The sequence below is a fragment of the Tabrizicola sp. genome (assembly GCF_030694085.1).
Lineage (GTDB): Bacteria > Pseudomonadota > Alphaproteobacteria > Rhodobacterales > Rhodobacteraceae > Tabrizicola.
On the sequence record NZ_JAUXZE010000056.1, the window covers coordinates 38,060 to 52,996 of the forward strand.

The 14,937-nt window shown below is 65.9% G+C and carries 13 protein-coding genes; 10 read left to right on the plus strand and 3 right to left on the minus strand.

Features of this window, described 5'->3' with window-relative positions; translation table 11 throughout:
- Positions 1–39 precede the first annotated feature (39 nt).
- Genes Q8M85_RS13790 through Q8M85_RS13800 form a run of 3 tightly spaced genes read right to left on the minus strand, consistent with a single transcriptional unit; the run spans position 40 to position 2,137 of the window.
- Positions 40–516 (minus strand): CinA family protein, encoded by a 477-nt coding sequence (locus tag Q8M85_RS13790; protein WP_305545616.1) that lies wholly within the window; start codon positions 514–516, stop codon positions 40–42.
- Positions 504–1,010, minus strand: a complete 507-nt coding sequence (locus Q8M85_RS13795; RefSeq protein WP_305545619.1) for a phosphatidylglycerophosphatase A — start codon at positions 1,008–1,010, stop codon at positions 504–506. Before Q8M85_RS13795 ends, Q8M85_RS13790 begins: the two co-directional genes overlap by 13 nt.
- A complete protein-coding gene (locus tag Q8M85_RS13800; protein ID WP_305545621.1) occupies positions 1,007–2,137 on the minus strand; it encodes a bifunctional 2-C-methyl-D-erythritol 4-phosphate cytidylyltransferase/2-C-methyl-D-erythritol 2,4-cyclodiphosphate synthase in 1,131 nt (376 codons plus the stop codon). The genes Q8M85_RS13795 and Q8M85_RS13800 overlap by 4 nt, the downstream gene beginning before the upstream one ends.
- Before the next feature lie 179 nt (positions 2,138–2,316).
- Here Q8M85_RS13800 and dusB point away from each other — a divergent pair, with 179 nt between their 5' ends.
- The 10 genes from dusB to hflX all read left to right on the plus strand — a co-directional run bounded on the left by dusB (position 2,317) and on the right by hflX (position 14,786).
- On the plus strand, positions 2,317–3,294 hold the full coding sequence (gene dusB, locus Q8M85_RS13805) for a tRNA dihydrouridine synthase DusB (RefSeq protein WP_305545623.1): 978 nt from the start codon (positions 2,317–2,319) through the stop codon (positions 3,292–3,294).
- On the plus strand, positions 3,291–4,388 hold the full coding sequence (locus tag Q8M85_RS13810) for a nitrogen regulation protein NR(II) (RefSeq protein ID WP_305545625.1): 1,098 nt from the start codon (positions 3,291–3,293) through the stop codon (positions 4,386–4,388). The genes dusB and Q8M85_RS13810 overlap by 4 nt, the downstream gene beginning before the upstream one ends.
- 1 nt (position 4,389) lies before the next feature.
- Entirely contained in the window at positions 4,390–5,754 is a 1,365-nt protein-coding gene (locus Q8M85_RS13815) for a response regulator (protein WP_305545627.1), read from the plus strand.
- A 98-nt stretch (positions 5,755–5,852) separates the two neighbouring features.
- The gene (locus Q8M85_RS13820) at positions 5,853–8,153 is read left to right on the plus strand and encodes a PAS domain-containing sensor histidine kinase (RefSeq protein ID WP_305546030.1); all 2,301 of its coding nucleotides are present in this window, start codon (positions 5,853–5,855) and stop codon (positions 8,151–8,153) included.
- A complete protein-coding gene (locus Q8M85_RS13825) occupies positions 8,150–9,541 on the plus strand; it encodes a sigma-54 dependent transcriptional regulator (protein ID WP_305545629.1) in 1,392 nt (463 codons plus the stop codon). The genes Q8M85_RS13820 and Q8M85_RS13825 overlap by 4 nt, the downstream gene beginning before the upstream one ends.
- A gap of 305 nt (positions 9,542–9,846) precedes the next feature.
- Positions 9,847–10,128 (plus strand): DUF559 domain-containing protein, encoded by a 282-nt coding sequence (locus tag Q8M85_RS23390; protein WP_371135263.1) that lies wholly within the window; start codon positions 9,847–9,849, stop codon positions 10,126–10,128.
- A gap of 54 nt (positions 10,129–10,182) precedes the next feature.
- Entirely contained in the window at positions 10,183–11,559 is a 1,377-nt protein-coding gene (gene trkA, locus Q8M85_RS13830; RefSeq protein WP_305545631.1) for a Trk system potassium transporter TrkA, read from the plus strand.
- Complete coding sequence (locus tag Q8M85_RS13835; RefSeq protein ID WP_305545633.1) at positions 11,559–13,070, plus strand: potassium transporter TrkG; 1,512 nt, start codon at positions 11,559–11,561, stop codon at positions 13,068–13,070. Before trkA ends, Q8M85_RS13835 begins: the two co-directional genes overlap by 1 nt.
- Before the next feature lie 151 nt (positions 13,071–13,221).
- Positions 13,222–13,455, plus strand: a complete 234-nt coding sequence (hfq, locus tag Q8M85_RS13840) for an RNA chaperone Hfq (protein ID WP_008028786.1) — start codon at positions 13,222–13,224, stop codon at positions 13,453–13,455.
- Positions 13,456–13,511: 56 nt separating this feature from the next.
- A complete protein-coding gene (gene hflX, locus Q8M85_RS13845; protein WP_305546031.1) occupies positions 13,512–14,786 on the plus strand; it encodes a GTPase HflX in 1,275 nt (424 codons plus the stop codon).
- Positions 14,787–14,937 lie beyond the last annotated feature (151 nt).

A 14,937-nucleotide genomic window follows, 5' to 3' on the forward strand; every position in this document is an offset into this window, starting at 1 on the left:
CAAGGAATTTGACAAATCCTTTACTTAAAGGATTTGGCCCTACTCCAGCGCCGCTGCCAGCAGTGTCAGCGCGTGCTCGGTCGCGGCCTTGCGCACCTTCACCCGACCAAGTGCCCCGAATTCCACTGTCTCGACCCGGGTTTCCCGCCCCCTTTGCGCCAGACCGAAGCAGACCCGGCCTTCGGGCTTGAACTCGGACCCGCCAGGCCCCGCGATGCCGGTGATCGACACCGCGAGGTCCGCCCCCGAATGGGCCACGGCCCCATCGGCCATCTCGCGCGCGACCGCCTCGGACACGGCGCCATAAGCGGCAAGCGTCGCCGCCGACACCCCCAGCATCTCGACCTTGGCCGCGTTGGAATAGGTGACGAAGCCGCGCTCGAACACGTCGGACGAGCCAGCCACATCGGTCAGCCCGGCCGCAACCAGGCCCCCGGTGCAGCTTTCCGCCGTGGCGATCCGAAATCCCCAGTAGCGCGCCCGCGCCAGGAGATCGGGAACACTTACCCCAGCCACGGCTGCACCAGCCCGTGATACACCCCCGCCAGCGCGACCGACGCGACCCCGGCGAAAAGCCCAGCCCAAAGGTCATCCAGCATCACGCCCTTCGCCCCCTCCATCCGGTCGGCCCGGCCCACCAGCCAGGGTTTCCAGATGTCGAATAGCCGGAACAAGAGGAACGGCGCGACCCAGCCCGGCCAGGCGCCGAACAAAAGGTCCGGGACATCGTGCCGCCACAGGGGAATCACCGTGAAGGACAGGGCAAGCAGCTGCCCCGCGACCTCGTCGATCACCACCTCCGAGGGGTCCTCGCCGCCGGTTGCGCGAAGGTATTGCGGCACGGCCCAGAACCCCAGCATCGTCGCCACCACGAACCCGACCGGCACCGCCAGCGCCCAGCCGGCCTGATAGGCCGCGACCGCCAGAGCCACCGTGACCGCCGACGCCCAGGTCCCCGGTGCCGGTTTCAGGAAACCAGCGCCAAGGAAGGTGGCGACCATGCGGCTCATGCCTGCACCAGCACGGCCGTCGCCAGCGCGGCGATGCCCTCTTCGCGCCCCGTGAAGCCCAGCCTTTCGGACGTGGTGGCCTTGACCGAGACGCGCCCCGCATCCACCCCCATGATCCGGGCCAATTCCGCTTGCATCGCAAGGGCATGCGGACCGATCTTCGGCCTTTCGCAGACCAACGTGACGTCACAGTTCCCAAGCTCGTAGCCGCGCGACCGGGCCAGCCCGATGGCATGGGCCAGGAAGATGTGGCTCGCGGCCCCCTTCCACTGCGGGTCGCTCGGCGGGAAGTGCCGTCCGATGTCCCCTTCGGCCAGCGCGCCATAGATCGCATCGGTCAGCGCGTGCATCCCGACGTCCGCGTCGGAATGGCCCAGCAGGCCTTTGCCGTGCGGCAGGCTGACGCCGCACAGCCAGACATGGTCGCCGTCGCAGAAAGCATGCACGTCGTAGCCATTGCCCAGCCGAATCTCTGGCCGCACATCCATGTCACGCCCCTTCAGGATCGCCTCGGCCCGGGCGAAATCGCCGGGGTAGGTCAGCTTCAGATTGGTTTCCTCGCCCTCGACGATGGCCACGTCAAGCCCAGCATCCCGGGCGACCTGAACATCGTCCAGCGCGCCCCCCGGATGGCTGCGATGTGCCGCAAGAATCGGCGCAAGGCGGAAGGCCTGCGGCGTCTGTGCGCGCCAAAGGCCCGTTCGGTCCACCGTGCCCGAGACGCGGCCCCCATCCCCACGCCACAGGGCATCCGTGACCGGCAACGCGGGGGCCGCGCCGTCATGCGTCGCCAGCGCGTCCAGCAGACGTCCGATCAGCGCGCGCGAAACCAATGGCCGCGCCCCGTCATGGATCAGCACGGCCTCGACGCCCGACCCCTCAAGTGCCCGAAGTCCCGCCAGGACCGAGGCACCCCGCGTCGCCCCGCCCTCTACCAACTGGACGCCCAGGTCCTCGGCGCGCGGCCGGTCGTCGGGATGGATCACCAGCACAACCCGCATCCCCGCAAAGGCCGCCAGCGTGTGCGACAGCGCGGGCCTGCCCGCCAGGATCTGCCACTGCTTCGGCACCTCGCCGCCCATGCGGCTGCCTCGACCGGCGGCGACGATGATGACGGCTGTCTGCATGGCACCTTCCTTTGTCTCCTGCCTAATCCAGCCGGACCTGCATGACAATCTGGCGCTTTGCACCCGCCAATGCACAAAATTTGTGCATCGCATGTTTTTCAGTCATAATGGCCGCTTGGCGCCTTGGTCCCGTCACCCTCCGGCGCTAGCACCATAAGCAACTGCACAAGGATAAGGCTTTGCCCCTGCCTCTTGGCCCACTGTCATTGACCCCCCCGGTTTTCCTGGCCCCGCTGGCCGGGATCACCGACCTGCCGTTCCGCCGCCTTGTCGCGCGCTTCGGGGCGGGGCTAGTGGTCAGCGAGATGGTCGCCAGCGCCGAAATCGTCCGCGCCCAACCCGAGGCCCGCGCCCGCGCCGAGCTTGGCCTGGGGGAGCAGGCGACCAGCGTCCAGCTTGCAGGGCGTGAGCCTTACTGGATGGCCGAAGGGGCCAAGCTCGTCGAAGGGCAGGGTGCCAAGGTCATCGACATCAACATGGGCTGCCCCTCGAAACGGGTGACCACGGGCCTCTGCGGCTCGGCCCTCCTGCGCGACCTCGACCTGGCGCTCACGCTGATCGACGCCGTGGTGAAGGCGGTGAAGGTTCCGGTGACCCTGAAAACCCGGCTTGGCTGGGACGATACCCTGCACAACGCGGCCGAACTTGCGAAGCGCGCGGAAGGCGCGGGGGTGCAGATGATCACCATCCACGGCCGCACCCGCTGCCAGTTCTACAAGGGCCAAGCCAACTGGGCCGCGATCCGCGCGGTCAAGGAGGCCGTCCGCATCCCCGTCATCGCCAATGGCGACATTACCGACACCGCCACCGCCCGCGAAGCCCTGCGTCTGTCCGGCGCGGATGGCGTGATGATCGGTCGCGGGGCGCAAGGTGCCCCCTGGAAACTGGCGCAGGTGGCCCACGACCTTTACGGCACGCCCGCCCCGAAGGTCCCCGAAGGCGCCGCGCGCGGTCGGATGATCCTGGACCATTATGAGGACATGCTCACCTTCTACGGCCGCGAGCTTGGTCTGCGCATGGCCCGCAAGCACCTGGGCTGGTATCTGGATGAGGCGGGCCTTCCCCATGCGCGCGAGGCGATCCTGACCTCGACCGACCCCGCCGAAGTCATCGTCCTTCTGGAACAGGCGTTCGCCGAACTGGAGCTAGCCGCATGACGCCCTACCGCGCGCCTTACCCGGTGCCTGGCGTCATCTGGGCCTCGCTGCCGCTGCCGACGCTGCTGATCGACCAGGGCGCGATGATCCTGGAGGCGAACCCTGCCGCCGAGACTTTCCTCAACACCTCGCAGAAAAGCCTGATCGGCCAGCCCGTCTTTGATCGTCTGTCGATCGAGGCCCCGATGGAAGAGGCCCTGATCCGCGTCCGCGCCAACCAGTCGCCGCTGAACATCAACGATGTCGACGTGACGACCGGCGAACGCCCCCCGGTCCAGTGCACGATCCACCTCGCGCCCATGCACGACAACCCCGGCATCGTGATGCTGATCCTGTCGCCGCGCGAACTGGCCGACCGTCTGGGTCGTTCGATGGGTGCCAAGACCGCCGCGCGGTCTGCCATCGGCATGGCCGAGATGCTGGCGCACGAGATCAAGAACCCGCTCGCTGGCATATCGGGGGCGGCGCAGCTTCTGTCGATGAACCTTGCCCCCGAAGACCAGGAGATGACCGACCTGATCGTCGAGGAAACCCGCCGCATCGTGAAGCTTCTGGAACAGGTGGAGCAATTCGGCAACCTGCGGCCCCCGGACCGCAAGCCGGTGAACCTGCACGACGCGCTGGACCGCGCCCGGAAATCGGCGCTGGTGGGTTTTGCCGCCCACATGACCATCACCGAGGATTACGACCCCTCGCTCCCGCCCACTTTCGCCGACAGCGACCAGCTGATGCAGGTCTTCCTGAACCTGATCAAGAACGCCGCCGAGGCCTGCCGCAATGGCGGCACGATCCGGCTGCACACCTTCTACGACCTGTCGCTGCGCCTGCGCCGCAAGGACGGCCCCTCCGCCGCTTTGCCGCTAAACATCGAAATCATCGACGACGGCCCCGGCATCAAGCCCGAAATCGCCGCAAGCATATTCGAGCCCTTCGTCTCGGGCCGCGAGAACGGCACAGGCCTGGGCCTGGCGCTTGTTTCCAAGATCATCACCGACCACGAGGGCTGGATCACCGTCGATTCCACCCCTGGCCGCACCGTATTCCGCGTCTCGCTGCCAATGGCGCCGCGCGAGAAGAAGAAGGAGTCCCGCTGAAATGGATGGCACCATTCTCGTCGCCGACGACGACCGCACGATCCGCACGGTCCTGACCCAGGCGCTGACGCGCGCTGGCTGCAAGGTCCACGCGACCTCCAGCCTCATGACGCTGATGCGCTGGGTCGAGGAAGGGAAGGGCGACCTGGTGATCAGCGACGTGATCATGCCTGACGGCAACGGGCTGGACGCGCTGCCCCGGATTTCCAAGATGCGCCCCGGCCTTCCGGTGATCGTGATCTCGGCCCAGAACACCATCATGACCGCGATCCAGGCCGCCGAGGCCGAAGCCTTCGACTACCTGCCGAAACCCTTCGACCTGCCCGACCTGATGAAGCGCTCTGCCAAGGCGCTGGACCAGAAGCGCCGCGCGCCCAAGGTCGTGGTGCCTGCGCGCGAGGCCGGGGATGACCTGCCTCTTGTCGGCCGAACCCCTGCGATGCAGGCGCTTTACCGCCTTGTCGCCCGGGTGATGAACACCGAACTTGCCGTCCTTGTCACCGGCGAATCGGGTACGGGGAAATCGCTCATCGCCCGCGCCATCCACGACTTCTCCGACCGCCGGACACTGCCTTTCGTCGTCGCACAAGCCGCCGACCTTGCGGGCATCGACGGACCGGCGACGCTTTTGTCCAAAGCCCGCGGCGGGTCGATCGTGTTCGACGAGGTCGCCGACTACGATGCCGACACCCAGGCCCGCGTCGTCCGCATGCTGGACATGCTGGGTGACAAGGCCCCCCGTGTCATGGCCACCAGCCAGACCGATCTGGCCGGTCGCATGGAAGCGGGCCTGTTCCGCCAGGACCTGTATTACCGCCTTGGCGGCGTCACCCTGCATGTCCCCAGTCTGCGCGAACGGGTCGAGGACATCCCGCTTCTGGCCGAACATTTCCTGACCAAGGGCGAGCGCGACCTCGGCACCGTGCGCCGCCTCTCGCAGGGGGCCAGCGACCTTGTGCGTGCCTATTCGTGGCCCGGCAACGTCCGTCAGCTGGAAAACACCATCCGCCGCCTTCTTGTTACCGCATCCGAGACCGAAATCGCCCGGACCGAGGTTGAACAGGTGCTTGGCCAGCAGCCCAGTCCCGAACCGATGGCGGGCGTGGGGGCGGGCGACAAGCTTTCCGCCTCGGTCGCGCGGCATCTGAAGCGCTACTTCGATCTGCATGGCGGGCAACTGCCGCCCGCGGGCGTCTACCAGCGCATCCTGCGCGAAGTCGAGCTTCCGTTGATCGAGATCGCACTGGATGCCACCGCCGGGAACCAGGCGAAATGCGCCGACCTTCTGGGCATCAACCGCAACACCCTGCGCAAGAAGATCACCGATCTCGACATCCGCGTGACCCGTCGCCGCAAGTTGATGTAGATCAGCCACATTGAATGTGTCTTTCCGGTTTCACCCGGCTTGGCATCAAGATATAGTGGTGGGGGGTGGTAGAACCCCCGGCTGACGTGCGGGACAGGGTGGATCGGGCAGTTCACAGGGATGTCTGGCTAAGGTTTTCCCGGCTGCGGCGGCAGCGCCGGGTGCAGACGGCCGTCACCCTTGGCCTGGTCTTCCTTGGTCCGGTCCTTGCTGTTGCAACGTTTCTGGCGCTTGGCCCCTTCAATCAGGACGCAGGCTCTCCGGCGCTGCGGCTGATCCTTCTGGCCGACCTGATCTACGTCCTGGTCATCGCCGCCCTTGTCCTGGCCCGTGTCGCCCGCTTGATCACCGACCGGCGCTCGAAGTCCGCAGGCTCGCGGCTGCATATGCGGCTGTCGGGCGTCTTCATGCTGATTGCGCTGATCCCCACGGTTCTCGTCGCCGTTTTCGCGGTTCTGTCGATCAACATCGGGCTTGAGGGCTGGTTTTCCGACCGCGTGCGGTCCGTCGTCGGATCGTCTCTCTCTGCCGCCCAGGCATATGAGGCCGTGCAGCGCGACGACCTTGCCGCTGATGTCGTCACACTGGCCGGCTACCTGAACGACGCCAAGCGCCGCACGCCCTTCCTGCGCGACGACCAGTTGCGCCCGCTTCTGTCCCAGGCTCAGCAGGTGATCCAGCGCGGGCTGAAAGAGGCCTACCTTGTCGATGGCACCGGCGCGCTGAAGACCCGCGGCGAACGGTCCTATCTCTTTGACTTCGAATCGCTGACCGAGGAACACCTGACCCTCGCGCGTGAGGGCAACACCGTCCTGATCCCGGACTGGTCGAACAACGAGTTCCGCGCCCTCATCTTCCTTGAAGCCTACACCGACCGCTACCTCTACGTCACCCGCACCGTGGACGGCTCGATCCTGACCCTGCTCGACGAGACGCAGGAAACCGTGCAGCTCTACAACCAGCTTGAATCCGAACGCGGGCGGCTGCTTTTCAACTTCGGCCTCATCTACCTCGGCTTTGCGTTGATCCTGATCCTGGCCGCGATCTGGCTGGGCCTGTGGTTCGCCGAACGCCTCTCGCGCCCCGTGGGTCGGTTGGCAGGGGCGGCGGAAAGGGTCGGCGGCGGCGATCTTGACGTGCAGGTCACGGAAGAGGACGGTGACGACGAAATCGCCTCCCTGGGCCGCCTCTTCAACCAGATGACCCGCCAGTTGAAAGGCCAGCGCGAAGCATTGGTCGAAAGCCACGCCCAAACCGAAACCCGGCGGCGGCTTTTCGATTCCGTGCTGTCGAACGTGACTGCCGGGGTGATCGGCCTTGATAGCGACGGCAACATCGACTTCGTAAACCGTGCTGCCGAAAAGCTTCTGGACTTCGCCGACCGACCCGACATGCCCCTTGCAGCCGCCGTCCCGGAATTCGCGCCGCTCTTTGACCGTCTTCGCGACGGCGCGGGCCTGGCGGTGCAGGAAGAGGTTCGCCTGACCCGGCGCGGCAAGCTGGAAAGCCTGCTTGTCCGCATGTCCACCCGGCGCAGCGAAGCGGGCGATCTGGAAGGCTATGTCGTCGCCTTCGACGACGTGACCGACCTTGTCAGCGCGCAGCGCATGGCCGCCTGGGGCGACGTCGCCCGCCGCATCGCGCACGAGATCAAGAATCCGCTCACCCCGATCCAGCTGTCCGCCGAACGCATCAAGCGCAAGTTCGCCACCCAGGTCCGCGACCATGAGGACCTGGAGCAATACACCGACGTGATCATCCGCCAGACAGGCGACCTGCGCCGGATCGTCGACGAGTTCTCCAAGTTCGCCCGGATGCCCGAACCCGACCGCCGCGATTGCGACCTGGCCGCTCTCCTGAAAGGTGCTGTGCTGCTGCAAGAGAACGGCCAGCCCGGTGTCCGCTTCGTCAAGGACATCCCTCCGGGTGAGCTGCACCTGGACCTCGACGCCACGATGATCGGACAGGCCTTCACGAACTTGATCAAGAACGCCGGGGAGGCGATTGAATCGCTTCAGGAAAAGTCCAAGCCCGCAAACTTCGCACCCGAAATCCGCGTCACGCTTTCCGCTGACGATACCGAGGCCGTGATCCGCATCATGGATAACGGCACCGGCCTTCCCCCCGACCGAGCCCGCCTGTTCGAACCCTACGTCACCACCCGCGAAAAGGGCACCGGCCTTGGCCTGCCCATCGTCAAGAAGATCATCGAGGAACACGGCGGCACCCTTACCCTCCTTGATGCGCCCGTCTTCGACGGCAATGACCATCCCGGCGCGATGGCCGAAATCCGCTTGCCCCGCGCCCTGCGCAAGCGGTCCCGCACACAGATTCCGTTGGGTGCCGCGCCCCCCGACAAGTCTCACGACACGCCTCACGACAAGGAAGCCCACGCATGAGTATTCTCATCGTCGACGACGAACAGGACATCCGCGAACTGATCGGCGACATCCTGCGGGACGAGGGCTACACCACACGCCTCGCCGCCAATTCCGACGACTGCATGGCTGAGATCAACGCCGATCCCCCCGCGCTGATGATCCTCGACATCTGGCTCAAGGACAGCCGGATGGACGGGATCGACATCCTCAAGACCGTAAAGCGCGACAATCCCGATATTCCGGTGGTGATTATCTCGGGTCACGGAAACATCGAGATTGCTGTCGCCGCGATCAAGCAGGGCGCCTACGACTTCATCGAGAAGCCCTTCAACATTGATCAGCTTATGGTCGTCGTCGCCCGGGCGATGGAAACCAGCCGCCTGCGCCGCGAAAATCAGGAACTGCGCCGCCGCGACGTCACCTCGGCCGAGATGGTCGGCTCGTCGCTTGCCTTCAAGACGCTGAAGGGCAACCTCGACAAGGTGACGAAGTCCAACGCCCGCGTCATGCTGACCGGCGAGCCCGGCACCGGCAAGGAAATGGCCGCGCGCTATATCCACATGCAGTCCAGCCGGGCGAGTGCGCCCTTCATCACCGTCTCCTCGGCCTCGATCGAGCCCGAGCGGATGGAAGAGGTTCTCTTCGGCCGCGAAACCCCGGAACGCGGCGTCGAACCCGGCCTTCTGGAACAGGCGCATGGCGGGATCGTCTATTTCGACGAGGTCGCTGACATGCCTCTTGGCACCCAGTCCAAGATCCTCCGGGTGCTGACCGAACAGCAGTTCACCCGCGCCGGTGGCACCGACAAGGTCCGCGTCGACCTTCGCGTCATCTCCTCCACCTGCCGGGACCTGAGAACGGAAATCGGCATCGGCCGGTTTCGACAGGAACTTTATGATCGCCTGAACGTCGTCCCCATCGCTGTCCCCTCGCTCTCAGCCAGACGCGAGGACGTGCCGGAACTCACCCGTCACTTCATCGACTGGTTCCACCGGACCCAGGGCCTGCCGAACCGCAGCCTGTCGGATGAGGCGACCACGGTCCTGCAGACTCTTCCCTGGCCCGGCAATATCCGGCAGCTCAGGAATGTGATCGAGCGTATCCTGATCCTCGGTGACGGTACGGGTCCGATCGAGGCGGCCGAGATCCCCGGCAACGAACCCAAGGCCGAAACGGAAAGCGCGCTTTCGCTCTCCGGTACCGTAGCGACACTGCCATTGCGCGAGGCACGCGAGCTTTTCGAACGGGAATACCTGCTGACCCAGATCAACAGGTTCGGCGGCAACATCAGCCGTACGGCAAGCTTCGTCGGCATGGAGCGCTCGGCGCTGCATCGGAAGCTCAAGTCGCTAGGGGTCGTTGGGTCCACGCGCGGGGGCAGGGGGTTCTCCGACTTCGAGGAGTAGTCGGACGGCTCCCCCTCACGCGCCCTCTGCCCCCGCGGGAAGAGGGGACCTGTAGCGCCTGTGCGTCGCCGCTTCCCGTCCTTTCTGCCGGGTCCGGCGCGGACACCGCCTTCAGGCTGCACTTGTCCGCACATCCGCCGGGTGAGAGGGTCAGGGTAAAGGGTTGCGCTTTCCCGCCCCTTACCAGATTGCGCGACGGTTCCCCCAGGCGTCCCCTCTCCCCGCGGGGGAGAGGGCCAGGGTGAGGAGCCATAGATGCAGCAGAGCGACCCGTCCAAGGCTCGTGCCAGACGCATGCCGAGGAACTGACCCCCGCCGATCGCGCCCTGTGGTGCGCAATTCGCAACCGCCGCTTCATGGGTCTCAAGCTCCGCCGCCAAGGTCCCATCGGCCCCGACATCGCCGACTTTTACTGCGCGGATCACCGCCTGGTCATCGAAGCCGACGGATCACGGCTTCTTCCGGGACGCAGCGCGGGACGCATGGCTGGCGCAAGGCGTCTGCGTCCTTCGCCTGTGGAACCACGAGGTCCTGACCAACCTTCCGGCTGCCTCGACACCATTGCTGCCAAAGTTCCGCAACATTGACCCTTCCGCTGTGATCTGACATGCAGTCCGAGACGACGGATCGCGGGGAATCTGATGAAGGTGATCATCTGCGGCGCGGGTCAGGTCGGCTGGCAGATCGCCCGCCACCTCTCCGGCGAAAAGAACGACGTCACCCTTGTCGACACGAATGCCGACCTCGTCCGCCGCGCAACGGATACGCTGGACGTCCAGGGCGTCGTTGGCTTTGCCAGCCACCCGGACACTCTGGCCAAGGCGGGCGCGCGTGACGCCGACATGCTGATCGCCGCCACCCATTCCGACGAAGTCAACATGGTCACCTGCCAGGTGGCCCATGTCGTGTTCAACGTCACCCGCAAGATCGCCCGCATCCGGGCGCAGAACTACCTTGATCCGCTTTACGGCACCCTGACGAACCAGGAAGGCCTGGCCATCGACGTGGTGATCTCCCCGGAACGCGAAGTGGCAGAGGCGGCCCTGCAACGTCTGGCCGCGCCCGCGACCTTCGACACCGAAAGCTTCATGAATGGCCGGGCGCAGCTTCTGGGCATCCAGCTGACCGAGGATTGCCCGGTCCTGAACACGCCCCTGCGTCAGCTGAACGAGCTCTTCTCGACCCTCCGCGCCATCGTCGTCGGCATCCGCCGCGAGGACCGGCTTTTCGCGCCCGACCCAGGCGACCAGCTATATGCCGAGGATCAGATCTACGTCTTCACCCATTTCGAGGACGTGAATCGGGCCCTGGAAATCTTCGGCAAGAAGACGAAAAAGCAGGAACGCGTGGTGATCGTCGGTGGGGGCAACGTGGGCCTTGCCGTGGCCCGTGCCCTGGAAGCCCGGACCGACCGCATCCGCGCCAAGATCATCGAAAAGGACCGAGCCACCGCCGAAGCCGCGGCCGACGCGCTGGAACGCACGATCGTGCTGAACGGCGACGGGATGGACATCGATCTGCTGATGGAGGCATCGATCGACCGGGCGGATGCGATCCTTGCCGTGACCGACGACGACAAGACCAACCTCCTCGTCGCCGTGCGTGCCAAGCAGGCGGGCTGCCAGATGACCATTGCGCTGGTCAACGATCCCACACTCGCCCCCCTGATGGCGCCTCTGGACATCGACGCCTACATCAACCCGCGGGCTACCACCGTCTCGTCGATCCTGCGCCACATCCGTCACGGTCGGGTCCGCGCGGTCTACTCCATCGGCGACGCCGAGGCCGAGATGATCGAGGCGCAGGTCCTGTCCACCTCGCCGCTGGCCGGTCGCCTCGTGCGCGACATCGAATTCCCCGAAGGTGTGCTGGTCGGCGCGGTGATGAAGGGCGACAAGGTCCTGAAGCCCACCGGCGACCTCAGGATCGAGGCCGGCGATGTGATTGCGCTCTTTGCAATGGCCAAGGACGTGCCCGAGGTCGAGCGCCTCCTGCAAGTCTCCATCGACTTCTTCTGATGCTGGCGCGGCTGGCAGAACTGCCGCTTCTGGTGGTGCTCCTCGGCCTTTCGGGGGCCATAGCGCTGGTACCGGCGATCTATGCCTTCGGTGTGAACGACAACGAACACGCCCGCGACTTTCTCTATTCCGCGCTGATCCTTCTGGTCATCACGGTGATGCTTGGCATCGCCACCGCTGCCTATCTGCCGCGCGATCCCGCGCGCAGCCACCTGGCGGCACTGGTGCTCGCCTATGCCTTTCTGCCCTTCGCCCTCGCGCTCCCCTTGCGTGAGGCCTTGCCCGACACCTCGATGGTCAACGCATGGTTCGAGATGGTCTCGGCCTTCACCACCACGGGCGCCACTGTCTACCCGCCGGACCGGCTGGCCGATGCGATCCACCTCTGGCGCGCGACCGTGGGGTGGTTCGGCGGCTTCCTCATCATCCTTGCCGCCTACGCGATCCTCGCTCCGCTGAACCTTGGCGGGACCGAGGTGTCGTCCGGCCGCGTCCCCGGTCGCGGGGCCGTGGGCACCGCCCAGGTCGCCCGCACCGCCGACCCCGCTTTCCGGCTGACCCGCTTTGCGCTGATGCTCTTTCCGGTCTACGGCTCGATCACCTTCCTGTTGTGGTGCGGTCTCCTGCTGCTGGGTGAAAGCGGGATTTCGGCGCTGATCCACGCGATGGGCACGCTTTCCACCTCGGGCATCACCGGCCGCACTGCCTTTCAGGAAGCCGGCGCCGGCGTGCTGGGAGAGCTTCTGATCTTTCTCTGTCTTGCCTTCGCAGTCACCCGCCGCGCGCTGCCCGGTGTCCGCCTGGCCGAGAACCGCCGCCCGCTTCTGCAGGACCCCGAACTGCGTCTTGCCGCACTTCTGGTCCTGACCGTGACGCTGATCCTCTTTCTGCGCCACTGGTTCGTCGCGACCGAAACCGATGGCGACGCCGCTGAAGTCCTGCCCTCGTTCTGGGGCATCCTCTTCACCGCCGCCTCTTTCCTGACAACCACCGGCTATGTCTCCTCCCACTGGCAGACCGCCGCCAACTGGTCCGGCATCGGCACCCCTGGCCTTGTCCTCCTCGGTCTTGCCATCATCGGTGGCGGTACCGCCACGGCAGCCGGTGGCGTCAAGCTTCTCCGGGTCTACGCACTCTTTCGCCACGGCGAGCGTGAACTGGAAAAGATCATCCATCCGAACTCCATCGGTCGCGGCGGCACCGAGGCCCGTCGCCTCCGGCGAGAGGGCGCACAATTCGCCTGGGTCTTCTTCATGCTCTTCGCCACCTCCGTCGCGGTGGTTTCCGCCCTTCTTCTGCTGAACGGGGTTGGTTTCGAGCAGACGATGGTCCTTGCCATCGCCGCCCTGACCACGACAGGCCAGCTGGCGCAACTGGGCGCGGCCCAGCCCATCGTCTATCAGGATCTCGGCGAGCCGGTTAAGATCATCCTCGGGGTGGCGATGGTCGTCGGACGGCTCGAGACGCTGGCCCTTCTCGCCCTGATCCTGCCCAGTCGCGGCCGCCGCTAGTCCCGCACGGCTAAGAGCCTGATTTTTTGCGCTGGAAACTCCTGCGCGCCCGCTTCATACTTGGCCTAGCCGTGACAAGCGGCACGAACAGGGCAACGAAGAACGACCACGACGCGACAGTGAAGCGCTAGAAAAACAAGGCACAAGAACGATGGCCGCTGACAAGCAAAACCTGCAAGACGCCTTTCTCAATCATGTCCGCAAAGCCAAGGTCCCGGTGACGATCTTCCTGATCAACGGCGTCAAGCTGCAGGGCGTGATCACCTGGTTTGACAATTTCTGCGTGCTTCTGCGCCGCGACGGTCAATCGCAACTGGTCTACAAGCATGCGATCTCCACCATCATGCCGGGCGCGCCGATCAGCCTCTATGAAGGGGAAGACTGATCTCCAGACCGCCCCAGGATGACGACGATCTGCTCGCCAAGCGCGAGGGTCAGCGCCTGCGCGACACTGCCGCGCAGCCGACGCGGACCTTCGTCCTGCATCCGGCGCTGAAGTCGTCCAACGCCCGCCGCCTGCCCGAACACGGACTGGCCGAGGCGGTCTCGCTTGCCGCGGCTCTGCCAGAGCTGGAAGTGCGCGGCGCTGAAGTCATCCGCCTCGCCCGTGTTGCCCCCGGCACGCTCCTTGGCTCTGGCAAGGTGGCCGAGCTGAAGGACCGCTTCCACGACGACCACATCGACCTTGTCATCGTCGATGGGACCGTCTCGCCGGTCCAGCAGCGCAACCTGGAAAAGGAATGGGGCGTCAAGCTGCTTGACCGGACCTCGCTGATCCTGGAAATCTTCGCCGACCGCGCCCGCACCCGCGAAGGCGTCCTGCAGGTCGAACTCGCCGCCCTCAGCTACCAGCGCACCCGCCTTGTCCGCGCCTGGACCCACCTCGAACGCCAGCGCGGCGGCTTCGGCTTTGTCGGCGGTCCGGGCGAAACCCAGATCGAATCCGACCGCCGCGCCATCGACGACCAGGTGATCCGGCTCAAGCGCCAGCTGGAACAGGTGGTGAAGACGCGTGAGTTGCACCGCGCCGCCCGCGCCAAGGTTCCGTTCCCGATCGTGGCCCTTGTCGGCTACACCAACGCCGGCAAGTCGACGCTCTTCAACCGGATCACCGGGGCCGAGGTTCTGGCCAAGGACATGCTCTTTGCGACCCTCGACCCCACGATGCGCGGCGTGACCCTGCCCACGGGGGCCAAGATCATCCTTTCCGACACCGTGGGCTTCATATCGGACCTGCCCACCCAGCTCGTCGCCGCCTTCCGCGCGACGCTGGAAGAGGTGCTTTCCGCCGATCTCATCCTCCACGTCCGCGACATCTCGCATCCCGAGACGGGGGAACAGGCCGCCGACGTGGCCGACATCCTCACCTCCCTCGGCGTCGGTGAGGATACGCCCCAGATCGAGGTCTGGAACAAGCTCGACCTCGTCGACGCCTCCCAACGCGAGGCGCTCAGCGCGCAGGCCGCCCTACGCCCCCGCGTCCTGCCCGTGTCGGCCCTGACCGGCGAGGGCGTCGAGAAACTCCTGACCCTGATCTCTGCGACTCTGGACGCCGACAGGACGGAGGCCGCACTCACCATCGCGTTCGACCAGGGCCGCAAACGGGCCTGGCTCCACGAGCAGAACATCGTCCAGCACGAAACCGAGGCCGAGGAGGGCTGGCATCTTACCGTACGCTGGACCGCCCGCCAGCAGAACCGCTTCCGCCGCCTGTGACCGGACCTGCCCCAGGACCCGGCGCCCCGGTCCGCCCCGGTCCGCCCCGGCCGCTTTCACGGTCCCCACTCCTGCCGCCCGATCCGCTTTTCAGACTGGCCGAAATACCCGCGCCGGAGGCTCCTCCCGCCAAACCCACCACGACCAGCGC